Source organism: Intrasporangium chromatireducens Q5-1 (assembly GCF_000576575.1).
GTDB classification, from domain to species: domain Bacteria; phylum Actinomycetota; class Actinomycetes; order Actinomycetales; family Dermatophilaceae; genus Intrasporangium_A; species Intrasporangium_A chromatireducens.
In genome coordinates, this window is the sequence record NZ_AWQS01000006.1 from 19,143 (window position 1) to 41,063 (window position 21,921).

The 21,921-nt window shown below is 70.9% G+C and carries 20 protein-coding genes; 8 read left to right on the forward strand and 12 right to left on the reverse strand.

Annotated features, from left to right (window positions below; genetic code table 11):
• Positions 1-64: 64 nt before the first annotated feature.
• Complete coding sequence (locus tag N864_RS01575) at positions 65-505, forward strand: RpiB/LacA/LacB family sugar-phosphate isomerase (protein WP_034712627.1); 441 nt, start codon at positions 65-67, stop codon at positions 503-505.
• 31 nt (positions 506-536) lie between these two features.
• On the opposite strand, the gene N864_RS01580 is transcribed toward N864_RS01575, so the two are convergent.
• The 4 genes from N864_RS01580 to N864_RS01595 all read right to left on the reverse strand — a co-directional run bounded on the left by N864_RS01580 (position 537) and on the right by N864_RS01595 (position 3,541).
• On the reverse strand, positions 537-1,190 hold the full coding sequence (locus N864_RS01580; protein WP_034712631.1) for a DUF2461 domain-containing protein: 654 nt from the start codon (positions 1,188-1,190) through the stop codon (positions 537-539).
• 101 nt (positions 1,191-1,291) lie between these two features.
• Positions 1,292-1,873, reverse strand: a complete 582-nt coding sequence (locus tag N864_RS01585; RefSeq protein ID WP_034712634.1) for a hypothetical protein — start codon at positions 1,871-1,873, stop codon at positions 1,292-1,294.
• Between the two features lie 33 nt (positions 1,874-1,906).
• Positions 1,907-2,926 (reverse strand): LLM class flavin-dependent oxidoreductase, encoded by a 1,020-nt coding sequence (locus N864_RS01590; protein ID WP_034712710.1) that lies wholly within the window; start codon positions 2,924-2,926, stop codon positions 1,907-1,909.
• A 48-nt stretch (positions 2,927-2,974) separates the two neighbouring features.
• Positions 2,975-3,541: a nucleotidyltransferase family protein gene (locus N864_RS01595; RefSeq protein WP_034712637.1), complete on the reverse strand. Its 567-nt coding sequence runs from the start codon at positions 3,539-3,541 to the stop codon at positions 2,975-2,977.
• A gap of 78 nt (positions 3,542-3,619) precedes the next feature.
• On the opposite strand from N864_RS01595, the gene N864_RS01600 reads away from it, so the two are divergent.
• Positions 3,620-4,387: an endonuclease/exonuclease/phosphatase family protein gene (locus N864_RS01600; protein WP_034712640.1), complete on the forward strand. Its 768-nt coding sequence runs from the start codon at positions 3,620-3,622 to the stop codon at positions 4,385-4,387.
• A gap of 75 nt (positions 4,388-4,462) precedes the next feature.
• On the opposite strand, the gene N864_RS01605 is transcribed toward N864_RS01600, so the two are convergent.
• Both N864_RS01605 and N864_RS01610 read right to left on the reverse strand, forming a co-directional pair.
• Positions 4,463-5,122, reverse strand: a complete 660-nt coding sequence (locus N864_RS01605) for an SDR family oxidoreductase (RefSeq protein ID WP_034712643.1) — start codon at positions 5,120-5,122, stop codon at positions 4,463-4,465.
• Positions 5,123-5,164: 42 nt separating this feature from the next.
• Positions 5,165-6,694 carry an MDR family MFS transporter gene (locus N864_RS01610; protein ID WP_051518050.1) on the reverse strand — a complete coding sequence of 510 codons (1,530 nt, stop codon included), beginning with the start codon at positions 6,692-6,694 and terminating at the stop codon, positions 5,165-5,167.
• 50 nt (positions 6,695-6,744) lie between these two features.
• On the opposite strand from N864_RS01610, the gene N864_RS01615 reads away from it, so the two are divergent.
• Positions 6,745-7,242 carry a GNAT family N-acetyltransferase gene (locus tag N864_RS01615; protein WP_051518051.1) on the forward strand — a complete coding sequence of 166 codons (498 nt, stop codon included), beginning with the start codon at positions 6,745-6,747 and terminating at the stop codon, positions 7,240-7,242.
• Positions 7,243-7,322: 80 nt separating this feature from the next.
• Here the strand turns inward: N864_RS01615 and N864_RS01620 are convergent, their stop codons facing one another.
• A complete protein-coding gene (locus N864_RS01620) occupies positions 7,323-8,033 on the reverse strand; it encodes a DsbA family oxidoreductase (protein ID WP_034712646.1) in 711 nt (236 codons plus the stop codon).
• 125 nt (positions 8,034-8,158) lie between these two features.
• On the opposite strand from N864_RS01620, the gene N864_RS01625 reads away from it, so the two are divergent.
• On the forward strand, positions 8,159-8,509 hold the full coding sequence (locus N864_RS01625; RefSeq protein ID WP_034712648.1) for a DUF488 domain-containing protein: 351 nt from the start codon (positions 8,159-8,161) through the stop codon (positions 8,507-8,509).
• 3 nt (positions 8,510-8,512) lie between these two features.
• Here N864_RS01625 and N864_RS26300 read toward each other — a convergent pair whose 3' ends face one another.
• The 3 genes from N864_RS26300 to N864_RS01640 form a co-directional block, all read right to left on the reverse strand.
• On the reverse strand, positions 8,513-11,155 hold the full coding sequence (locus N864_RS26300) for a dipeptide ABC transporter ATP-binding protein (RefSeq protein ID WP_081793269.1): 2,643 nt from the start codon (positions 11,153-11,155) through the stop codon (positions 8,513-8,515).
• A gap of 13 nt (positions 11,156-11,168) precedes the next feature.
• Positions 11,169-12,257 carry an ABC transporter permease gene (locus tag N864_RS01635; protein ID WP_081793270.1) on the reverse strand — a complete coding sequence of 363 codons (1,089 nt, stop codon included), beginning with the start codon at positions 12,255-12,257 and terminating at the stop codon, positions 11,169-11,171.
• A 90-nt stretch (positions 12,258-12,347) separates the two neighbouring features.
• Complete coding sequence (locus N864_RS01640; RefSeq protein WP_034712650.1) at positions 12,348-13,967, reverse strand: ABC transporter substrate-binding protein; 1,620 nt, start codon at positions 13,965-13,967, stop codon at positions 12,348-12,350.
• 229 nt (positions 13,968-14,196) lie between these two features.
• Between N864_RS01640 and N864_RS01645 the strand changes: the two genes are divergently transcribed.
• Positions 14,197-15,171, forward strand: coding sequence for a universal stress protein (locus N864_RS01645; RefSeq protein ID WP_051518052.1), 975 nt, complete (start codon positions 14,197-14,199; stop codon positions 15,169-15,171).
• Between the two features lie 16 nt (positions 15,172-15,187).
• On the opposite strand, the gene N864_RS01650 is transcribed toward N864_RS01645, so the two are convergent.
• Entirely contained in the window at positions 15,188-16,198 is a 1,011-nt protein-coding gene (locus tag N864_RS01650) for a hemolysin family protein (protein ID WP_205620837.1), read from the reverse strand.
• Positions 16,195-17,616: a hemolysin family protein gene (locus tag N864_RS01655; protein ID WP_034712652.1), complete on the reverse strand. Its 1,422-nt coding sequence runs from the start codon at positions 17,614-17,616 to the stop codon at positions 16,195-16,197. The genes N864_RS01650 and N864_RS01655 overlap by 4 nt, the downstream gene beginning before the upstream one ends.
• A gap of 156 nt (positions 17,617-17,772) precedes the next feature.
• Between N864_RS01655 and N864_RS01660 the strand changes: the two genes are divergently transcribed.
• The 3 genes from N864_RS01660 to N864_RS01670 are packed head-to-tail and all read left to right on the forward strand — an operon-like array spanning position 17,773 to position 21,919.
• Positions 17,773-18,240 carry a (deoxy)nucleoside triphosphate pyrophosphohydrolase gene (locus tag N864_RS01660; protein ID WP_051518053.1) on the forward strand — a complete coding sequence of 156 codons (468 nt, stop codon included), beginning with the start codon at positions 17,773-17,775 and terminating at the stop codon, positions 18,238-18,240.
• Between the two features lie 13 nt (positions 18,241-18,253).
• Positions 18,254-20,173, forward strand: a complete 1,920-nt coding sequence (gene typA, locus N864_RS01665) for a translational GTPase TypA (RefSeq protein WP_034712654.1) — start codon at positions 18,254-18,256, stop codon at positions 20,171-20,173.
• A 3-nt stretch (positions 20,174-20,176) separates the two neighbouring features.
• Positions 20,177-21,919 (forward strand): ABC transporter substrate-binding protein, encoded by a 1,743-nt coding sequence (locus tag N864_RS01670; RefSeq protein ID WP_034712656.1) that lies wholly within the window; start codon positions 20,177-20,179, stop codon positions 21,917-21,919.
• The last annotated feature ends 2 nt before the right edge of the window (positions 21,920-21,921 follow it).

Sequence of the window (21,921 nt, forward strand, 5' to 3'; positions counted from 1 at the left end):
CCGTGAGCGGCCACCATGACGGTGTGGAGCAGGAGCAGACAATGACCGTGGGATCGGACCAGCCGTGCGCATCGTGATCGGAGCCCCGGGCAACGGGGCAGCACTGAAGGACGCCATGAAGGCGTGGCTCGAGGCGGACGACCGGGTCAGCGAGGTGCTGGACCTCTCGACCCCAGAGATCACCTACCCGGACGTGTCCTTCCGGGCGGCTCGGGCGATCGTCGAGGGCCGGACCGACCGGGGCATCCTCGTCTGTGGCACTGGCATCGGGACAGCCATCGCCGCCAACAAGGTCGCCGGCGTGCGAGCCGCGACGGCGCACGACCTGGTCACGGTGCGAGGCTCGGTCCAGAACTACGACGCACAGATTCTGTGCATGGGACAGAACGTCATCGCCGCCCCGGCGGCCAACGCCCTGCTCGACCTGTGGCTGGACCTGCGCCATGACCCGGCCGGCAGCTACGCGCCGAAGCTCGAGGAGATTGCCGCCCACGAGGCGCGCTGACGACGGGGTCGATCGCCAGCTCCGCGCCGTCTCACGCACCGTCCTGCGGATCACCGGGGGTCGTGACCACGTCGCTGACCCACTCGACGAGAGGGCGCACGTCCCGCCAGGAGTCTCGAACGTGGACGGCGAGGGCCGGGGTCGTGACGAGGTCGGCGTCCGTGACCCACCGGCTCACGCTGAGGGACCGGTGCCGGAGCAGCTCGATGCGCGGATGGTCCCGGCTCCACCCGCGCGGTGCGGACTTGAGCCGGTCGCCGCCGACCTCCCACCCGGAGGCCGCCAACGTCGTGACGAGCCGTGCCAGCTCGCCCCCTGCCGGGCTGTCGACGGCGCGCCGGAACGACGCCAGTGCCGGCGGATCGAGGTGGTAGGCGCCGGCCCCGACGCGGAAACCGTCGGCCGACACCTCGGCGTACCAGCCGACGCGTGGACCCACGCCGACGAACACCCCCTGGTGCGTCTTGTACGGGCTCTTGTCCCTGGAGAAGCGCAGGTTGCGGTTCGGCCGGAACACCCGCCCCGGACCGAACTCGTCCTCGAGCGCGGCGAGGAGCGCCGCCATCGGGCCGCGCACCTCCCGCTCGTACGTCTCGCGCTCGGCGTGCCAGAACTCGCGGGTGTTGTTCTCCTCCAGCGCCACGTAGAACTCGACGGCCGCGTGCGGAAGCCCGGTGAACGTCATACGGGAAGGCTATGGGCCGGGACGGAGCCCTCGATGGTCGCCTGCCGTGAGCAGGACGGGGGACCATCGCACCCATCGCTGCTCACGAAGGCTCCGCCTGATCACTGTCCGTGTACGTGAACGAGGTGGTAGCGGTTGGTGACCCGGAGGAGGTCCAGCATCCGAGGCAGCAACTGCTCTGGCGTCTCCGTCGGGTCGGTGCCGAACTCGACGTCGAGCGGGTCGCGGCCCACAGCGCGGTGGATCTTCTTGGCCTCCGCAGAGGAGAGGTCAATGGTCGCGTCCCGCCCGAAGATCCCGAGAGTCCGGGCGAGGTGTTCCCGCGGCTCGCCGGACACCTCCCCGAGCACGGTCACCGCGTCGTCGATCCACCTCGTGTCGCCGTCCTCGGCGTCCTCCATCGCTTCGCTCAGCTCCTCGAACAGGGCGAAGTGCGTCGCCAGCGCCCCCGGCCACACCTCCTCGTGTGCGTCCCAGGGGAGGCGGGACGCCTGGGACGTGTAGCGCACTGCACGCTCCTCGTCCCCCTCTTCGAGGGCACGGAGCGCCTTGGTGACGAGATTCTCCGCGCCGGCGTGCAGGCCGCTTGCCGCTCGCGACTCGGTCTGTCCCGAGACCGCGAGGATGTCGCCGAACCCCCTGTTGCGTCGCTCGTCGAGGTAGCTGGCCCATGCGTCCGTCACCAGAGCAAGACTAGGGCAAGCCGCCGGGACGGCTCAGTGCCAGCCGAGCTCCGGCGCGACGTGCTTGAGGATGCTTTCGATGACATGGGCGTTGTAGTCGACGCCGAGCTGGTTCGGCACCGTGAGCAGCAGCGTGTCGGCGGCGGCGATGGCCTCGTCCTCGGCGAGCGCCTTCACGAGCCGCTCCGGTTCGTCGGCGTACGACTTCCCGAACCGGGCGAGGCCGCCCTCGAGCATGCCGACCTGGTCCTGGCTCGCGGCCTCGTGCCCGAAGTAGGCACGGTCCATGTCGCTGACGATCGGGAAGATGCTGCGGCTCACCGACACCCGGGCCTCGCGCGTGTGGCCGGCCGCCTGCCACGCGTCGCGGAACCGCTGGATCTGCTCGGCCTGCAGCTGGTGGAACGGCACGCCGGTGTCCTCGGTGAGCAGGGTCGAGCTCATCAGGTTCATCCCCTGCTCGGCCGTCCACTCCGCGGTCGAACGGGAGCCGGCGCCCCACCAGATGCGGTCGCGCAGGCCGGGGGACTGCGGCTCAAGGCGCAGCAGACCCGGTGGGTTGGGGAACATGGGGCGGGGGTTCGGCTCGGCGAAGCCCTTGCCATCGAGCATCTGCAGGAAGACGGCGGTGTGCTGACGCGCCATGGCGGCGGCGTCCGAGCCCTCCTCGGGGACGTAGCCGAAGTAGCGGAAGCCGTCGACGACCTGCTCGGGTGAGCCGCGGCTGATGCCGAGCTGGAGCCGCCCGCCGGAGATGAGGTCGGCGGCGCCGGCGTCCTCGGTCATGTAGAGCGGGTTCTCGTAGCGCATGTCGATCACGCCCGTGCCGATCTCGATCCGGCTCGTCCGGGCGCCCACCGCGGCGAGAAGGGGGAACGGCGAGGCGAGCTGACGCGCGAAATGGTGGACCCGGAAGTAGGCGCCGTCCGCGCCAAGCTCCTCGGCGGCGACCGCCAGCTCGATCGACTGGAGCAACGCATCTGAGGCGGTGCGGGTCTGTGAGTGCGGTGACGGCGTCCAGTGGCCGAACGAGAGGAACCCGATCTTCTTCATGCCCATGCAACTCCGTTCATGTCGTGTTCCTTCCGTGGGCGACCGCAATCAGGTGGCGGCCGCCCGGTCGATGATCCCGAGCCGACGCAGCAGGTAGAGCACGGCAGCGGCGAAGTCGTTGCCGGACGTGTCGCGCTCGACCCGCTCCCAGTCGACCTGCTCGCGCAGCGCCCGAGCCACCGCGAGCGGCATCGTCAGGTCGCAGTAGTGCTCGTCGAGGGCGTTGAGCTTGGAGGCGACGAGCTCGGTGGCGGGCATCACGGGCATGTCGACGGAAAGCACCTGCATGACCGTCGCCCGCTCCACCAGGTCGCGGCCGGCGGTCAGGTCCGAGTCGCGGAAGATCACATCGACCATCGCCCCGTTGGTGAAGACCTTGAACAGCCAGTCCTCGGGCGGCTCGACGACGTCGAGGCCCTCCTCGGCCAGGAACTTGGCCGCCGCCGCGGAGTCCTCCTCGGCGATGAGGAAGTCGACGTCGTGGTCCGGCTCGGGGCCGCCGCGGGCCCAGGCGGCATACCCGCCCATGAGGGCGAAGGGCACGCCCGAGCGCTTCAGCGCCACGGCGACCGTCTTGAGCGCCTCACGCAGGTCCGGTGTCTCCTCGCTTCCCATGCCTCCTCTCTACCCGAGCAGCCGCCGTCGCACCCGCCCGGACGAGTCACCGCGCGCCGGGCGGGTAGGGGCACGGCCATGAGAGTCGCGACGTTCAACATCCTCAACGGGCGTGTGCCGACCGACCAGCACGTCGACCTGGAGGGGTTCCGCAGGGCCATCCGGGAGATCGACGCGGACGTGCTCGCGCTGCAGGAGGTCGACCGCAACCAGCACCGGTCCGACCACGCGGACCTCACCGCGATCGCGGCCGAGGCGATGGGCGCGCAGGAGCACCAGTTCGTCGCGGCCCTCGCGGGCAGTCCCGGATCCACGTGGATGGCCGCCACGGGCGAGGAGCAGCCGGACACGGCGGCCTACGGGATCGCGCTGCTGTCGCGCTACCGCGTCCAGGGCTGGCAGGTCGTCCGGCTCGCGTCGCTGCCGTTCCCCGTCCCGATGCGCTTCCAGGGCAGCCGGGTGCCCGAGCTGGTCCGTGACGAGCCCCGGGTCGCCGTGGTGGCCGCCGTGGAGACGCCGCACGGCTGCGTGACCTTCGTCAACACCCACCTGTCCTTCATCGACCGGTGGAACGGCCGCCAGCTGCGCCACCTCGTGACGAGCCTCGCCGACGAGTCGGGGGCGTTCGTGCTCATGGGGGACCTCAACATGGGGCCGGAGCCGGCGGCCCGGATCAGCGGCCTGCGGCCGGTGGCGTCCCAGCTGACGTTCCCCGCCGAGGCGCCGACGCAGCAGCTCGACCACATCCTCGTCGGCGGCCCGATCCGTGGCGGTGGCGACACGGCGCTCGCCCTGCCCGTCTCTGACCATCGGGCTCTCGTCGCCGAGCTGTCGCTCGACGAATGAGGGGCCCAGGGGTATGCCGCTGTGCTGGATCCCGCTCGTCGGTCGCGTCCGTCGGGTCGGGGCGCGCGGCGTGCCTCAGCGGGCAGCGCCCTGGCCGAACGCCTCGGTGATCGGGGTGTCGCCGTCGTTGAACTCGTAGACGCCCCGGACGCTCGCCGGCGACTCGAGGACGGCAGCGATGGCGGCCGCGACGTTGGCCCGAGACACGTGGCCCGCGGGCTGGTCCGCGCCGACACTCACCTTGCCGCTGCCGGGGTCCGTCGTGAGGCCGCTCGGGCGCAGGATGGTCCAGTCGAGGTCGCTGACGGCGAGGTGGGCGTCGGCAGCCGTCTTGGCCTCGGCGTAGGCGTGGAACGAGTTGTCCTCGGGCACGCCATGGTCCGCGCCGGCACCGAAGTAGGAGACCATCACGAACCGGCGGGCCCCGACTCGTGAGGCGGCGTCGATCGTGCGGATCGCCGCGTCCCGGTCGACGGCATACGTGCGCTCCGGGTCGCCTCCGCCCGCGCCCGCGGACCACACGACGGCGTCGAACCCCCGGACGAGGTCGTCCGTGCCGGCGTCATCGAGCGTCTCGACGTCCAGGACGCGGGCGACCGCTCCGGTCGCCTCGACGTCGCTTACGTGGTCGGGGTTGCGCACCACGGACACCACGTCGTGGCCGGCGCCGACGAGGATCGGTGCAGCGAGGAGCGCGACCTTGCCGTGTCCGCCGATGAGCGCGATGCGTGCCATGGGTCCTCCTCGGGGCTACAGGTGCCTTCGTCCCTCGTCAGGCTAGCTTCGCGCCGCGGTGTCGGTCTCGGCCGCCGAGATGGTGGGGAAGTGACGAGGCACGAGGAGCAGGAGGATGCCGAGCGTCGCGACGGCGGAGACGAGCAGCGCGACGAAGACCGCGTGCGTCGACGCGTGCAGTGCCGACCGCATGAACTCGGCGGCGTCGGCGGCGGGATGGCCGGTCAGTGCGCGGCTCACCTCGTCGACGGTGCCGGCCACCTTCCCCTGCAACGAGGGCGGCGCACTTTCCAGTCGCGCGGCGAGGACGGCGTTCGTGACCGCACCGAACACGGCTGCGCCGAGGCTCTGGCCGAGGAAGCGGGAGAACATCGCCCCGCCGGTCACCACGCCGCGCTCACCCCAGTCGACGGTCGACTGGAGACCGACGAGGAGCGGTGCGGTGATCAAGCCCATCCCCGCCCCCATGAGCAGGCTGCCGAGGACGGGCTGCCAGACCGGGGCGTTCTCGCCCATCAGCACGAAGACCACGCCCGCAGCGATGGCGAAGAGTGCGCCGACGAGGGCGGTGTCCCGGAACCCGATCCGCAGGTAGAGCCGGCTGGACAGCCCGGAGGCGAGCGGCCAGCTCATGCTCATCGTCGCGAGGACGAAGCCGGCGGCGATCGGGCTCAGGCCGCCGACCGCCTGGGCCCAGGTGGGCAGGAAGGTCGACAGCCCGATCACGGCCAGTCCCGCCATCGCCGTCGCGAGATAGGACCCGGCGGTGAGCCGTCGCGTCCACAGCCATGGCGGCATGACCGGCTCGGGGGCCCGCCGCTCGACGGCCACGGCCGCGAGACCGATCAGGAGGGCGACCACGAAGATGACGACGCTCGGCGTCGACCACCATGCCCAGGCGGTGCCGCCCTCGAGCAGGCCGAACATGCCGAGACCGGCCGCGGTGAACAGCAGCGCGGCGCCGAGCCAGTCGATCCGGTGCTGGTGCCGCTCGACGTGCTCGTGGACGTCGCGGACGATGAAGGTCAGCGCCAGCGCGCCGATCGGCACGTTGACCAGGAAGATCCAGCGCCACGAGGCGTACTGCGCGAAGACGCCACCGAGGGTCGGCGCGACGACGGCGGAGATGCCCCAGACGCTCGAGAGGTAGCCCTGGATGCGGCCGCGCTCCCGGATGTCGTAGAGGTCGCCGGCGAGCGTCTGCACCGTCGCGCCGATCGCGCCCGCGCCAAGACCCTGCAGGCCACGGAAGACGATGAGCGCGAGCATGTTCCACGAGAACGCCGACAGGACCGACCCGAGCAGGAAGATGACCGAGCCGAGGACGAGGACCGGCTTGCGGCCGTAGAGGTCGGCGAACTTCCCGTAGATCGGGATCGTCATCGTCTGGGCGAGCAGGTAGATCGAGAAGACCCAGCCGATGAGGGAGAACCCACCGAGGTCGCTCACGACCTGGGGGATCGCCGTGGCGACGATCGTCGTGTCCATGGCGATCAGGGCCATGGCGAGCATGAGGGCGATGAGGACTGGCGTGCGGTGGTCACGCTCACGACGGGGCCGGCTCAGCGGCATACCTGCTCCTTCACGCACATCACTCCATCCTGCCCTCGTAGTCTTCCCGTATGCCGCTCACCTCGTCCGTCGTGCTCCGTCCCCTGCGCTCCGGTGAGTTCGCCGAGGCCCGTCCCCCCGACTCGGAGTTCGACGACTTCGGACCCCGGGGCGGCTACCCGGCCCCGCCGCCGTGTCGTCTCGACGACGACGGCGCGCTCGCCGTCGTCGTCGACGGCCAGCCGGTCGGGACGGTGAGCTGGACCTGGGTGCAGTGGGGCCCGACCCGGGCCTCGCGCTGCCCGATGATCGGCATCTGGGTCCAGGCGGGCTCGCGGGGCTCGGGGGCCGGCACGGAGGCGCAGCGCCTGCTCGTCGACCTGTTCTTCAGGCACACGGCGACGAACCGGGTCCAGGCGCACACGGACGTCGCGAACCTCGCCGAGCAGCGGGCGCTGCAGCGGGCCGGGTTCACCGACGAGGGGGTCGTCCGGGGTGCCCACTGGCGCGACGGTGCCTGGCACGACGGCCACCTCTACTCGGTGCTCCGCACCGACCGCCGCCCCTGACCGTCGAAGGAGCGCAAACTCCGGTTGTGACCCGTCGAGCGAGCGCAAACTCCGGAGTTTGCGCTCACTCGACGGGGGAGTCAGATGGCGCAGCCGTCCGGGCCACAGGCACCCGAGTCGCTTTGCGCGCCAGCCGGACTCACCATGACGAGCGGGTTCGACTCCTGCCACACCTGGGCCAGGGCCTGGCTGAACACCTCGGTCGGCTGCGCCCCGGAGATGCCGTACTTGTTCTCCAGGACAAAGAACGGAACCCCTTGGATGCCAAGGCTGCCCGCCTGTCGGATGTCGGACTGCACTGCGGCCCGGTAGTGCCCGTCCACGAGGGCTGACTCGACCTCGCCCCGCTCCAGTCCGGCCGCGACCCCGATCCGCGTCAGCGTCTCGAGCGAGCCGATGTCCTCGCCGTGCTCGAAGTGGGCCGAGAGCAGCGACTCCTTGACGGCGCCGGCGAGGCCATGTTCGGCCGCGAGGTGGAGCAGCTCGTGGGCCCGGCCGCTGTTGGCGACGACGAGCGCGTCGAAGTCGTAGGCCAGGCCCTCCTCGGCTGCGATCCCTGCGACGTGGGCGAGCATCTGGCGCACCTGCTCGGGCGGCATTCCCTTGCGGGTCGCGAGGTAGTCGGCCTCGGTGCCGTCATAGCGCTCCGGCAGGGCCGGGTCGAGCTGGTAGCTGTGCCACGTCACCTCGACGGCGTCCCGGTGCTCGAACGCAGCGAGGGCCTTCTCGAACCGGCGCTTGCCGATGAAGCACCACGGGCAGGCGATGTCGGACCAGATGTCAATCTTCATGGAAACTTCAACAAACGAGGTGGGTCGTTGCTTCCCGCCCCGCGCGCAGCGGGCGGTGCCCCCCGGCGCGAGCTGAGCGGCATACCGCGGCGTTAGTCTCGGGACGAGCGGAAGCGAGGCGGACGATGGCAACGGTGCACGTCAAACGGGTCTACGAGGACGCTTCCGACGAGGACGGCTACCGAGTCCTCGTCGACCGGGTCTGGCCACGCGGGCTGTCCAAGGAGGCGGCCCACGTCGACGAGTGGGTCAAGGAGGCCGGCCCCTCGACCGAGCTGCGCACATGGTTCGGCCACCGACCCGAGCGGTTCGCGGAGTTCGCGCGCCGCTATCGCGACGAGCTGGACGGCAGTATGCCGCTCAGCCACCTTCGCGACCTGGTGGCCGACCACGACGTGGTGACCCTCGTCTACTCGGCCCGGGACGAGGAACACAACCAGGCCGTGGTCCTCGCCGACGTCCTCCGCGGGTCCTGACGGTCAGCTGATGCCGGTCAGCAGGTCGCCACGCTCCTCGCGTCGGCGCCGCTGCTCGACCGGGTCCGGCACCGGGACGGCGGCGATCAGCTGCTTGGTGTACTCCTGCTGCGGGGAGCCGAGCACCTGTTCGCGGCTGCCGATCTCGACGATCTTGCCGCGTTGCATCACCGCGACCCGGTTCGCGAGCATGTCGACAACGGCGAGGTCGTGGCTGATGAAGATGCACGCGAACTGCAGCTCCTCCTGCAGCTGGGCGAACAGCTCGAGGACGCGGGCCTGCACGGACACGTCGAGCGCGGAGGTCGGCTCGTCGGCGATGAGCACCTCGGGACGGAGGGCCAGCGAGCGGGCAAGGCTGACCCGCTGGCGCTGGCCGCCGGAGAGCTCGTGGGGGTAGCGCTGGCCGTAAGCGGCCGGCAGCTCGACCCGCTCGAGCAGCTCCTCGACGCGCCCGCGCTGCTGGGCGGCGTTGAGCCTGCCCTCGGCACGCAGGGGCTCGGCGATGCAGTCGCCGATCGTCATCTGCGGGTTGAGCGAGGCGGCCGGGTCCTGGAAGACGAAGCCGTAGCGGCTGCGCAGCGACTTGAGGTGCCGGTCGGACAGTCCCGAGATCTGCTGGCCGCTCAGCCGGACGACGCCGCTCGTCGGCCGTTGCAGACCGACGACGCAGCGGCCCACGGTCGACTTGCCCGAGCCCGACTCGCCGACGAGGCCGAGGACCTCACCGCGGTGCACCGTGAGCGAGACGTGGTCGACCGCCCGGAAGCTCGGCTGGCCGAACTTGCCGGGGAACTCGACGACGAGGTCGTCGATCTCGAGCACCGGCTCGGCGTCCGCCTCGACGGACAGGTCACGACCCGAACCGTGGCCGAGGTGCGGGACGGCGTCGAGCAGGCGGCGCGTGTAGGGGTGCTGCGGGTCGGCGAAGAGCGGCTCGACGGGCGCCTCCTCGACAATCCGGCCGCGGTACATGACGACGACCCGGTCGGCCATGTCGGCGACGACTCCCATGTTGTGGGTGATCAGGACGATGGCCGTGCCCAGCCGGTCGCGCAGGTCGAGCAGCAGCTCGAGGACGGCCGCCTGGACCGTGACGTCGAGGGCCGTCGTCGGCTCGTCCGCGACGATGACGTCGGGCTCGCACGCGATCGCCATGGCAATGACGACCCGCTGCTTCTGGCCACCGGACAGCTGGTGCGGGTAGTAGTCGACGCGCCGCTCGGGGTCGGGGATGCCGACCAGGTCGAGCAGCTCGACTGCGCGGGCACGGGCGTGCTTGCGCGAGACCTTCTCGTGGGCCCGGATGCCCTCCATCAGCTGCCAGCCGATCGTGTAGACCGGGTTCAGGGCCGTGGAGGGCTCCTGGAAGATCATCGACACCTCGTCGCCGCGGACGGCCCTCAGGGTGCGGTAGGGCGCCCCGATGAGCTCCTCGGGAGCCGCGGAGTCGGTGCTGAGCGTCGCCGAGCCCGAGACCGACGCGCTCGCCGGGAGCAGGCCGAGCACGGCGCGGGAGCTGACCGACTTGCCCGAGCCGGACTCGCCGACGACGGCCACGACCTCGCCCGGCGCGACGTCGAAGCTGACGTGGTCGACCGCGCGGACGGGGCCGCTGTCGGTGCGGAAGCTGACGCTGAGGTCGGTCAGGCTGAGGGTGGCGACCCGTCGCTCGCCGCCGGCGCGCCGCACCGGTGCCTCCTCGGTCGCTCCTTCTGCGGCGGCATCGGCCGCGATCTCCGCGGCGTCCGCCTCGCTCGTGTCCCCGCGTCGGGCCCGCAGCCGCGGGTCGAGCAGGTCGTTGAGGCTCTCGCCGACGAGGGTGATCCCGAGGACGAGCAGCACGATCGCGGCGCCGGGGAAGACGCCCGTCCACCAGATGCCGTTCGTCGCGTCGGACATGGCCTTGTTGAGGTCGTAGCCCCACTCGGCGGCCGCCGACGGCTGGATGCCGAAGCCGAGGAAGCCGAGCCCGGCCAGCGTCAGGATCGCCTCGGAGCCGTTCAGCGTGGCGATGATCGGCAGGGTCTGCCGGACGTTGGCGAAGATGTGCCGGACGAGGATGCGTGGCACGGGAGTGCCGACGACCCGGGCGGCGTCGACGTACGGCTCGACCTTGACGCTGAGCGTCGCGTTGCGCACGACCCTGAAGTACTGGGGGATGAACACGACCGTGATCGACAGCGCCGCGGCCATGACCCCGGCGGTGACGCCCGACTGGCCGCCCGAGACGACGATCGCCACGATGATCGCGAGCAGCAGCGAGGGGAAGGCGTACATCGCGTCGGTGATGAGCACCAGGACGCGGTCCAGCCAGCGACCGACGTAGCCGGACAGCAGGCCGAGGGGCACACCGATGCACAGCGACAGGATGACTGCGAGCACGACGACCTCGAGCGCCGTACGTGCGCCGTAGACGACTCGGGAGAAGACGTCCTCGCCACCGACGCTCGTGCCGAACCAGTGGGCCGCCGACGGCGCGCCCTGGATCGGGAAGTCGTGCCCGTTCGCGCTCGCGTCGTTGAAGCCGTAGGGGGCGATGAGCGGCGCGAAGACGGCGAGCACGACGAACAGGGCGATGACGACGAGACCGGTGAGGAGCATCCCGCGCTGGACGCCGCGGGTGTTGCGGATGAGGGCGAACATGGCTGCTCCTGACTCAGAACCGGACGCGCGGGTCGACGAAGGCGACGATGACGTCGATGAGGAGGCTCGCGATGCTGACGACGAGCGCGAACAGGGTCACGATGCCCTGCACCGCGACGAAGTCGCGTTTGATGAGGTACTGCGCCAGCGTGTAGCCGAGGCCCTGCCACTCGAAGGTCGTCTCCGTCAGCACGGCGCCCCCGAGCAGCATGGCGATCTGCATGCCCATGACGGTGACGACGGGCACGAGCGCGTTGCGGAAGGCGTGCTTGCCGACGACGCGGCGCTCGGGGACGCCCCGGGCACGGGCCGCCGTGACGTAGTCGGAGTTGAGCGTGCCGATCAGGTTGATCCGCACGAGCCGGAGGAACACGCCGCCGGTCAGCAGGCCGAGCGTCAGGGCGGGGAGCACGGCGTGCTGGAGCACGTCCCAGATGTAGCTCTGGTCGCCCCAGAGGATCGCGTCGAGGATCATGATGTTCGTCTTCGGCTGCACGTTGGCCAGCCCCAGCTCGGTCGCGATGCTCGAGCGGCCCGCGACCGGCCAGCCGAACGGCGAGAAGGCAAGCTTGAAGAGCAGGCCGAGGAAGAAGACCGGCGCGGCGTAGACGACGATCGAGAACAGGCGCAGCACGACGTCGGGTGCCCGGTCCCGGTAACGGGCCGCGAGGCGCCCGAGCGGGATACCGATGAGGAAGGCGACGAGGAGCGACCAGAACGCCAGCTCGAGGGTCGCCGCCCCGTTGACGACGAAGATGTCGGTGATCGACCGGTTGTCGGTCAGGGTGTGCCCGAAGTCGAACCGGAGGATCCCGCTCAGGTAGTCCCAGTACTGCCCGAGGATCGGACCGTTCAGGCCCGCCGCCGTCTTGCGCGCCTCGATCTGGTCCGGGCTGAGCCGGCCGCCGAGGGCCGCCGTGATCGGGTCACCGATGACCCGCATGAGCAGGAACACGAGGGTGACGAGGATCCAGATCATCGGGATCACGAGCGCGACCCGGACGATGAGGTATCTCAGCAGCGGCGGCATACCGCCCTTGGTGCGGTGCTCCGGCTGAGGGTCAGTCGGTTCCTCGGTGCCGAGGACCTCCGCGATCGCCATGGGTCAGGACCTTCCAACGCAGGACACGGGGCGGGCCCGGGAGCGCAGCAGAAGCTGGCACTCCCGGGCCCACCTGTCGTGCCGTGGAGACTACTTCGAGAGAGAGGTGAACCGGAACTTGAAGGCTGCGTCGAGGGTCTCCTGCACGCCCTTGACGTCATCCTTGGCCACGGCCACCTGGGCTCCGTAGAGCATCGGCAGCGTCGGCACCTCCTTGGCCACCTTGTCCTGGATCTGGCCGAGCAGCTGCTCGCGCTTGGCCTTGTCGCCCTGCGTCACCTCGTCGGTGAGCAGCTTGTTCATCTCCTGGTTCGAGTAGTGCGACTGCAGGAAGTTGTTCGGACCGAAGAACGGGGACAGGTAGTTGTCCGCGTCGGGGAAGTCCGGGAACCACCCGAGCTGGTAGATCGGGTACGAGTCCTTCGTGCGCTCCTTCGAGTAGGTCGTCCACTCGGCGGACTGGAGGTTGACCTTGAAGAGGTTGGTCGCCTCGAGCTGGCGCTTGATCTCGTTGTACTCCTGGTCGGAGTTGCTCCCGTAGTGGTCCGGGTTGTACTGGATCTGGAGCGAGACGGGGATGCTGACCCCGGCGTCGGTCAGGTACTTCTTCGCCTGGTCGACGTTCGGCTTCTCGCCGTAGAGGGCCTTGAACGCCTCATTGGCGCCCGGCAGGCCCGGCGGCACCTGGGAGTAGGACGGCTTGAAGGTGCCCTTGTAGACCTTCGTCGAGAGCGCGTCACGGTCGATGCTCGACGCCATCGCCTGACGGATCGCGAGCTTCTGCGCGTCGTTGCTGCCCGGCATCGTCTTGAGGTTGAAGACCATGTAGCGCAGCTCGCCGCCGGCGCCGGTGTAGACCTTGATGCCGTTGACGCTCTGCAGCGACTCGATGTCGGTCGGGGTCAGGGACCGCCACGCGACGTCGATGTTCTTGTTCTGGATGTCGAGCTTGAGGTTGTCGGCCGAGGTGTAGTACTTCATCGTCACCTGGGCGATGCTCGGCTTGTTGAACGCCCCGTTGTAGGACGGGTTGGCCTTGAACTGGGCGATCTGGTTCTTCTGGTAGCTGCCGATCGTGTACGGCCCGGAGAAGCCCTGCGCCTTGACGGCCTCGTCGTCGGAGAGCACCTTGTTCGGCGGGTAGACCTTCTCGTCGACGATCGGCCCGGCCGACGTGACGAGGATCTGCGGCCAGGTCTGGTCGTTGGCGGCCTTGAGCTTGAAGACGACCGTCTTGTCGTCCTTGGCGGTGACCGACTCCATGTTGCCCAGGAGCGCGGCCGGCCCGTTCGGGTCGTTGATGTCGACGATGCGCTTGAACGAGAAGGCGACGCTCTTCGCGGTCAGGGGGTCCCCGTTGGCGAACCTGAGCCCGTCCTTCATCGTGCAGGTGTACTCGGTCGGGCTGGTGAAGTCGCACTTCTCGGCGGCATCGGGCTCCGGCGCGTTCTTGCCCTGCGGGAAGTTGAGCAGGTACTGGTAGACCTGCGTCTGCACCTGCATCGAGCCGTTGTCGTACGCACCCGCCGGGTCGATCGAGACGACCTTGTCGGTCGTGCCGACGATGAGCGACCCACCGCCGGCGCCCCCGCCTCCTCCGGTGCTGCCCGTGCCGGTGTTGTTGCCGGTGTTCCCGGCGCCACACGCCGAGACAAGCAGCCCGAGGGCGGCGGCGCCCGCGAGAGCTGCTGCCCCACGACGAATCTGCATGACGTTCCTCCTAGATGGTCAGAACCGCTCCGGCCCGCGTCCTGCGCAGTCCCGTCGCGAATGCAGGAACCGTATCGGCACGCGGGCCGGGACGAAAGAGTCTGCGGGGATTGTGGCCGATCTGCAGCCTTTTTCGTCTCTGGCCCCGGCACCGCACCGGGCTGGCAGCGGCCGACGCAGGTCCGCGGGTACCCGGTGCCCTCGGTGGACCCGCGGGTGAGAATGGGGCATGACCGCCGAATACAGTGACCAGCCCCTCGACCGGACCGACGACGCTGCGGAGGCAGCCGGGCGGCGTCAGCATGACGACGACGTCCCCCCGGGCGCCGTGGTCGCGGGCCTCGACGGGAGTGACAAGGACGGCACGGTCCTCGCCTTCGCGGCCCGTGAGGCCACGCTGCTCGGCGCGCCCCTGCACCTGTTGACTGCCCAGGAGATCCACGCCGGGCTCGTCGGCGCCTGGGACGCCGGCTTCGTGCCGATCGGCCTCGAGCCCGAGCTCGGCGACAGCGGCGCCCGCGTGATCGACGAGGCCCGAGCGAGGATCGGGCGCGAACACTCCGACCTCGCCGTCACGGCGAGCCGGCCGTGGGGCACGCCGTCGCAGGCGCTCGTGGATGCCTCCGAGCAGGCCCGGATCGTCGTCGTCGGCAGCGGCCGCAAGGGGACGCTGGAGCGGATCCTGCTCGGGACGACCTCGCTCGACACGGCCATGCACGCCGCCTGCCCCGTCGTCGTGGTCGGCGAGGACCCGGGCGAGGTGACCCGGCCGGTTGTCGTCGGCATCGACGGCAGCGAGCACAGCGTGCGATCCGCCACCGTCGCGGGCGACGAGGCTGCCCGCCGGGGCGTGTCCCTCGTCGTCGTCACGACGTGGCGGCTCGAGGTCGTGGACGGCATCGTCGTGACCGAGGAGGGCAGCCCCGAGTGGCAGCAGGTCGAGCAGCGCTACCGGGCGATGATCGACCAGGTGCTCCAGCCGGTCCGCGCAAAGCACCCCGACCTGAGCGTCGAGGTCGATCTGCGCAACGGGCGGCCGGTCGACGTGCTGCTCGAGCGCTCGCAGGACGCGGGGCTCCTCATCGTCGGCAGCCGCGGGCGTGGAGGCTTCGCCGGTATGGCGCTGGGCTCGGTCAGCCACAAGCTGCTCCAGCGCGCTCTCGTGCCCGTCGGAGTGGTGCGGGCGGAGCCCCGCACCGACTGAAGCCCCGCGCCTTGGCTCAATCGGTCTCGTCGTCGAACTGGCCGATGACCCTCTCCAACACGTCCTCCATCGACACGAGCCCGACCGGTCGGTCCGGCGGCCCGACGAGCACGAGCTGTTGGCGGGCCGCCCGCATCCGGCCCAGCGCCTCGAGCAGCGTCAGGTCGGGGGAGAGCAGCTCGGCGGGGGAGACGACCGGGTCGATCGGCTCGTGCGCCGGCGCGCGGACCACGTCGCGGACGTGCACGAGGCCGACCGGGGTGCCGGCCCGGACGACGACGAGTCGCGAGCGGCCCGACTCGTGGGAGATCTCCTCGGCCTGTGCCCCGGTCGCCCCCGCCGGCACGACGACCGCCTCCTCGAGGGGGACCATGATCGAGGCGAGGGTGCGGGTCTCGAGGTCGATCGCCCCGGCAAGCACGCGGTGCTCCGGCTCGGTGAGCGTGCCGTGCTCGCGGGAGGAGGAGATGAGCAGCTGCAGCTCGCGCGGCCCGTGGGCCTGGGCGAGCTCGGGCTGTGGCGTGACCCCGACGACGCGCAGCGACGCGTTCGCCATCCCGTTGAGGGCGGTCAGGACCGGCCGGACGAGCCGGGCGAAGGCCCGGAACGGCAACGCGAGCAGCAGCGCCGACCGCTCCGGGTGGGCGATGGCCCACGACTTCGGTGCCATCTCGCCGACCACCATGTGGAGGAAGACGACGACCGCGACGGCGAGGACGACCCCGATGACGGTGGCCACCTCGTCGGGGACGCGCACGGCGCCCAGGCCCGAGCCGATGAGGTCGGCGACGGCCGGCTTTGCCAGCGCGCCGAGGCCGAGGGTGCACAGGGTGATGCCGAGCTGCGCGCCGGCCAGCATCAGCGACAGCTCTCGGGACCCGGCGACGGCGGCCCGGGCCGACCGACTGCCGTCCTTGGCGAGGTCCTCCAGCCGGTGACGCCGGCTGGCGACGAGGGCGAACTCGGCTGCCACGAAGAAGGCGTTGAGCACGAGCAGGACGATGGAGACCAGCAGCGCCGTCATCATCGGTGCTCACCTCCTGCCCGATGCGCGCCGGGTGTCTCGGCCGGCTCGGGTGCTGCCGGTAGCGCCTCGAGCGCTTCCAGCCGGACCGTCTGCGGCACGTGGCGGTCAACGGCCGTGACGACGAGGCGGCCCGCCCCGGCGGTCACCTCGCTCACGCCGTCCGCGGTGCTGACCTGAAGGGGCGCCTCCGACGTCGCCTCGACCTCGATCCCGTCCCCGACGACCGGCGTGCGGCCGAGGACCTCGAGCACGAGCCCGCTGACGGTCTCGAACGGGTCGGCGGCATGCAGGAGCAGGCCGGTCCGGGCCGCGACCTCGTCGAGCCGCAGCCTCGCCGGCACGACCCAGGCGCCGGGGCCGTCGGGGACGGCCTCCACGTCCGGCACGTCGTCCTCGTCGAGGATGTCGCCGACGACTTCCTCCGCGATGTCCTCGAGCGACAGGACGCCGGCGAAGCCGCCGTGCTCGTCGATCACGACGGCGAGCTGCCGGTGCTCACGCCGCAGCTGGTCCAGGACAGCCCCGAGGCGCGCGCTCGTCGGCACGACACTGGCTGGCGACGCGACCCCGCCGACCTGGGTGGTGCTCCGCTCCGCGGCCGGCACGGACAGCAGCTCGGCCAGGCCGACGACGCCGACGATGTCGTCCCGGTCCCGGCCGGTGACCGGGAAGCGGGAGTAGCCGGTGTCGAGCAGGGCGACGAGCTCGTCGACCGACGCCTCAGCGGGGATCGTCACGACCCGCACGCGCGGCGTCATCGCGTCGTCGGCGGTGAGCTCGCGCAGCCGCAGGCCGCCCTCGAGGGTGCCGGACAGGTCGTCGCGCAGCAGACCGCCAGCATGGGACTGGTCGATGATCCGGGTCAGGTCCTCCGGTGTCGCGCCGTGGTCGAGCTCCTCGACGGGCTCGATCCCCACGGCGCGGAGCAGCCGGGTGGACGTGGCATCGAAGAGGCGGACGAGCGGCCCGACGACGGTGAGATAGACCAGCGTGCTGCGGCTCAGCGCACGGGCCACCGCCACCGTGCGCGCGATGGCGAGGTTCTTCGGGGCCAGCTCGCCGAAGACCATCTGGACCACCGTGGAGAAGACGAGGACCGCGGTGACGCTCAGGCTGAGCCGAGCGGCATACGACAGGTCGGTGAAGCCGAGCAGGTCGGCGAGCCCGACGCCGACGAGCGGCTCCGAGACGTAGCCGACGAGCAGGGCCGTCACGGTGATCCCGAACTGCGCAGCCGACAGGGCGAAGGAGAGGCGCGAGGTCACCCGCAGCGCGCGCCCGGCCGCGGCGTCACCCGAGTGGGCGAGCTCCCGCAGGGCGTTGCGGTCCACCGCGACATACGCGAACTCCTGGGCGACGAAGTAGCCCGTCGCGGCCGTCAGCGCCAGGACGAGGAAGATGCCGAGGACGAGGTCCATGGGTCAGCACCACGCCGTCGCGCGGGAGTGGGGGAGCCGGGCGTCACCCGGCTCGGGACTGTGGCCCTCCTGGGCCGCGGAAGTCATGGCGGAAGGATACCGGTGCTGGTCAGCATGCCGGGAATCACGGCCTGATGTGTCACCATCTTCTCCGTCATGCGCACCGAGAACCCCACCCACGATCCCGTGAGCGTGCGGCTGGTCGTCGGTGCGGCGCTCGTCGACGACCTGGCTGCGCCCACCCGCCTGCTGGCCGCCCGGCGCACCGAGCCCGTCGAGCTGGCGGGCGGCTGGGAGCTGCCCGGTGGCAAGGTCGACCCCGGTGAGTCACCGTTGGTCGCGCTCCACCGCGAGATCGCGGAGGAGCTCGGTGTCGGCATCGTCGTGGGCGCGCTCGTGCCGGGTCCGCTGCCCGGTCACACCTGGCCGCTCGGGAGCCGCTACGAGATGATCGTGTGGTTCGCGGAGGTGGTCGAGGGTGAGCCCGAGCCGCTCGAGGACCACGACGAGCTGCGCTGGCTCACGCGGGCCGGCCTGCACGACGTCGCCTGGCTCCCCGCCGACCTGCCCATCGTCGACACCATCGCAGCACGGCTGCGTGACGACGACACCCCACGACCCTGAGAGACTGACACCCATGCCCCTGACCACCCGTGCGGACATCCGCAACGTCGCCATCGTCGCCCACGTCGACCACGGCAAGACGACGCTCGTCGACAAGATGCTGTGGCAGGGCGGTGCCTTCGACGAACGGCAGACCGTCGAGACCACCGGCGAACGCGTCATGGACTCCGGCGACCTCGAGCGCGAGAAGGGCATCACCATCCTCGCGAAGAACACCGCGATCCACTACAACGGCCCGTCCGCCGTCGCCGCCGGCCTCACCGACGGCATGACGATCAACATCATCGACACGCCCGGTCACGCGGACTTCGGCGGCGAGGTCGAGCGCGGCCTGTCCATGGTCGACGGCGTCGTGCTGCTCGTCGACGCGTCCGAGGGCCCGCTGCCGCAGACCCGCTTCGTCCTGCGCAAGGCGCTGACCGCCCGGCTGCCCGTCGTCCTCTGCATCAACAAGGTGGACCGCCCCGACGCGCGGATTGCCGAGGTCGTCGACGAGGTCTACGAGCTGTTCATGGACCTGCTCGACTCGGGTGCCGACGTCGACTCGGTCCTCGAGTTCCCGATCGTCTACGCCTCCGCCAAGGCCGGACGCGCGTCCCTGACCCGGCCCGCCGACGGGCAGCTGCCCGCCGAGGAGAACCTGGAGCCGCTCTTCAAGACGATCCTCGAGACGATCCCGGCGCCGACCTACGACGAGGACGCTCCGCTGCAGGCGCACGTGACGAACCTCGACTCGTCGAACTTCCTCGGCCGCATCGCCCTGCTCCGCGTCCACAACGGCAGGATCAGCAAGGGCCAGCAGGTCGCCTGGTGCAAGCACGACGGCACCGTCGACCGGGTCAAGATCACCGAGCTGTTGATGACCGAGGGGCTCGATCGCAAGCCCGCGGCCGAGGCCGGCCCCGGCGACATCATCGCGATCGCCGGCATCCCCGAGATCATGATCGGGGACACGCTGGCGGACCCGGACGACCCGCGGCCGCTGCCGCTCATCACGGTCGACGAGCCGGCCATTTCCATGACGATCGGGACGAACACCTCCCCGCTCGCCGGTCGGGTGCGGGGCGCCAAGGTGACGGCCCGCCTCGTCAAGGACCGTCTCGACCGTGAGCTCGTCGGCAACGTCTCCCTCCGCGTGCTGCCGACGGAGCGGCCCGACGCCTGGGAGGTCCAGGGCCGGGGCGAGCTCGCCCTCGCCATCCTCGTCGAGCAGATGCGCCGGGAGGGCTACGAGCTGACCGTCGGCAAGCCACAGGTCGTGACGCGCGAGGTCGACGGCAAGGTCCACGAGCCGGTCGAGCGCCTCACCATCGACACCCCCGAGGAGTTCCTCGGCGCGATCACGCAGATCATGGCCGCGCGCAAGGGCCGCATGGAGCAGATGACGAACCACGGCACCGGCTGGGTCCGGATGGAGTTCCTCGTCCCCAGCCGTGGCCTCATCGGCTTCCGCACCGAGTTCCTCACCGAGACGCGCGGCACCGGCATCGCGCACCACGTCTTCGAGGGCTACGAGCCATGGCACGGCAGCATCACGACCCGCACCAGCGGCTCCCTCGTCTCGGACCGCAAGGGCGTCGTCACCTCCTATGCGATGGTCAACCTGCAGGAGCGGGGCACCCTCTTCGTCGAGCCGACGACCGAGGTCTACGAGGGCATGATCGTCGGCGAGAACTCCCGCGCCGATGACATGGACGTCAACATCACCAAGGAGAAGAAGCTCACCAACGTGCGCGCCTCCTCCTCGGACAACTTCGAGAAGATCGTGCCCCCGCGCAAGCTCAGCCTCGAGCAGAGCCTGGAGTTCTGCCGCGAGGACGAGTGCGTCGAGGTGACGCCGGAGTCGGTCCGCATCCGCAAGGTCGTCCTCGACGCCCACGAGCGCGCCCGCACCGCGGCCCGGTTCCGCGCGGCCGCCAAGGCGGAAGGCTGAGCGGTGCGGTTCCGGCGTGTCCTGGCCGGCGCGCTGGCGGCGCTCGCCGTCGGCGCCGGGGCGGCCTGCACCTCGGTGACGGGAGGCACGGCGGCGACCGGCCAGGTCGCCGCGTCGAAGGCCCCCGCGGCCAAGGGCGGTGACCTGCACGTGCTCGTCGCCGGGGACGTCCGTACGTGGGACCCGCAGCTGATGTATGTCGGCCCCGAGGCGTTCTTCGCGCAGCGCACCTTCGTGCGGACCCTGACCACCTACGGCACCGGTCCACACCAGCGTGACCTCGTGGGTGACCTGGCGACGACGACCGGGACGCCGACCCAGGGCGGCCGGACGTGGACGTTCACGCTGCGGGACGGGGTCGCGTGGCAGGACGGCTCACCGATCACGTGCGAGGACGTGCGGCACGGCGTCGCGCGCACGTTCGACCGCTCCACCCACATCGCCGGCACGAACTACGCGAGCTTCCTGCTCGACGTGCCCACCCAGGTGACGGCCGAGGGCCTGGAGAAGCCGGTCTACGGCGGCCCCAAGGACACCCGTAACGCCCCGGCGTTCAACAAGGCGGTCGAGTGCCGGGGCCGCCAGGTCGTCTTCCACCTGCGCGAGCCGGAGCCCGACTTCCCGCATCTCGTCGCCCTGGCGGAGTTCGCCCCTCGCCAGGCGGCCATGGACAGCGACGACACCCGACAGGGCCACGCCGTCATGTCGAGCGGCCCCTACCGGCTCGCGGGCAACTGGGACTCCGCCAAGGGCGGCACCTTCGTGCGCAACGAGCACTGGGACCCGGCCACCGACCCGGTGCGCAGGGCCTATCCCGACCGCATCGTCGTCGAGGCCGGCCTCGACGAGAGCACCGTCCTGCAGCGCCTGCTCAACGCCCAGGGCACCGACGCCCAGGCCGTGTCCTGGGTGCAGGCGTCGCCGACCCTGCGCAACCAGGCCTCTCCTGAGATCAGGGCGCGGATGACGTCGCCGTGGAACGGCGAGGTCGACTACCTCGCGCTCAACATGCGAAGCCCCGTCATGTCCAAGCCGGAGGTGCGCCACGCGTTCGCGCTCGCGACGAACCGGGCGACCTACGTCACCGCCAACGGCGGGCCCGACGCCGGAGCACCGTCCTGGTCGATCCTGCCGCCCAGCGTCAGCGAGCGAGGCGTCGCACCGGAGACCGGCCGCCCCGTCGAGGGTGACCCGGAGGGCGCGCGCGCCCTCCTCGCCAAGGCAGGCGTCCGCGCCCCTGTCAAGGTGCGGGTCGTGCACGTCCAGAGCGCGCTGGGGGACAAGGCGTATGCCGCTCTCGCCGCCGCGTGGGAACGTGCCGGCTTCGACGTGGAGCTCGATGCCGTCCCTCCGGAGGAGTACTACGAGACGATCGAGCGACCGGACTCCGCCACGAAGTACGACGTGCTCCGCGGCGCCTGGAGCCCGGACTGGCCATCGGCAGGGGCCGTCCTCCCGGCGCTCTTCGACGCCCGGATCAACGTCGACTCCTCCGGGCCGGGACAGGACGTCGGCTATTTCTCCGACGGGCCGTTCAACGCGCTCGTCGACAAGGCGACCGCCACCGCGGACCCCGCCCAGCGGCGCGGCATCTGGGAACAGGCCGACGACCGGGTCCGGGGCCAGGGCGGCTATGTCGCCCTCGCCGCCTTGAAGTCGACCTACCTGCACGGGCCGGCGGTGGCCCACTACGAGGACCATGTCGTCGGTGGGATGGTGGACCTCGCCACCGTCGCCGTCCGCTGATC

Bases quoted from the DNA above. Each gene is read 5' to 3' on its own strand.
- N864_RS01640 (WP_034712650.1), bottom strand. From the start codon at position 13,967: ATGCAGATTCGTCGTGGGGCAGCAGCTCTCGCGGGCGCCGCCGCCCTC.
- N864_RS01580 (WP_034712631.1), bottom strand. From the start codon at position 1,190: ATGACGTTCACCGGGCTTCCGCACGCGGCCGTCGAGTTCTACGTGGCG.
- N864_RS01620 (WP_034712646.1), bottom strand. From the start codon at position 8,033: ATGAAGATTGACATCTGGTCCGACATCGCCTGCCCGTGGTGCTTCATC.
- N864_RS01590 (WP_034712710.1), bottom strand. From the start codon at position 2,926: ATGAAGAAGATCGGGTTCCTCTCGTTCGGCCACTGGACGCCGTCACCG.
- N864_RS01605 (WP_034712643.1), bottom strand. From the start codon at position 5,122: ATGGCACGCATCGCGCTCATCGGCGGACACGGCAAGGTCGCGCTCCTC.
- N864_RS01610 (WP_051518050.1), bottom strand. From the start codon at position 6,694: ATGCCGCTGAGCCGGCCCCGTCGTGAGCGTGACCACCGCACGCCAGTC.
- N864_RS01625 (WP_034712648.1), top strand. From the start codon at position 8,159: ATGGCAACGGTGCACGTCAAACGGGTCTACGAGGACGCTTCCGACGAG.
- N864_RS01650 (WP_205620837.1), bottom strand. From the start codon at position 16,198: ATGATGACGGCGCTGCTGGTCTCCATCGTCCTGCTCGTGCTCAACGCC.
- N864_RS01615 (WP_051518051.1), top strand. From the start codon at position 6,745: ATGCCGCTCACCTCGTCCGTCGTGCTCCGTCCCCTGCGCTCCGGTGAG.
- N864_RS01600 (WP_034712640.1), top strand. From the start codon at position 3,620: ATGAGAGTCGCGACGTTCAACATCCTCAACGGGCGTGTGCCGACCGAC.
- typA (WP_034712654.1), top strand. From the start codon at position 18,254: ATGCCCCTGACCACCCGTGCGGACATCCGCAACGTCGCCATCGTCGCC.
- N864_RS01635 (WP_081793270.1), bottom strand. From the start codon at position 12,257: ATGGCGATCGCGGAGGTCCTCGGCACCGAGGAACCGACTGACCCTCAG.
- N864_RS26300 (WP_081793269.1), bottom strand. From the start codon at position 11,155: ATGTTCGCCCTCATCCGCAACACCCGCGGCGTCCAGCGCGGGATGCTC.
- N864_RS01645 (WP_051518052.1), top strand. From the start codon at position 14,197: ATGACCGCCGAATACAGTGACCAGCCCCTCGACCGGACCGACGACGCT.
- N864_RS01660 (WP_051518053.1), top strand. From the start codon at position 17,773: ATGCGCACCGAGAACCCCACCCACGATCCCGTGAGCGTGCGGCTGGTC.
- N864_RS01655 (WP_034712652.1), bottom strand. From the start codon at position 17,616: ATGGACCTCGTCCTCGGCATCTTCCTCGTCCTGGCGCTGACGGCCGCG.
- N864_RS01595 (WP_034712637.1), bottom strand. From the start codon at position 3,541: ATGGGAAGCGAGGAGACACCGGACCTGCGTGAGGCGCTCAAGACGGTC.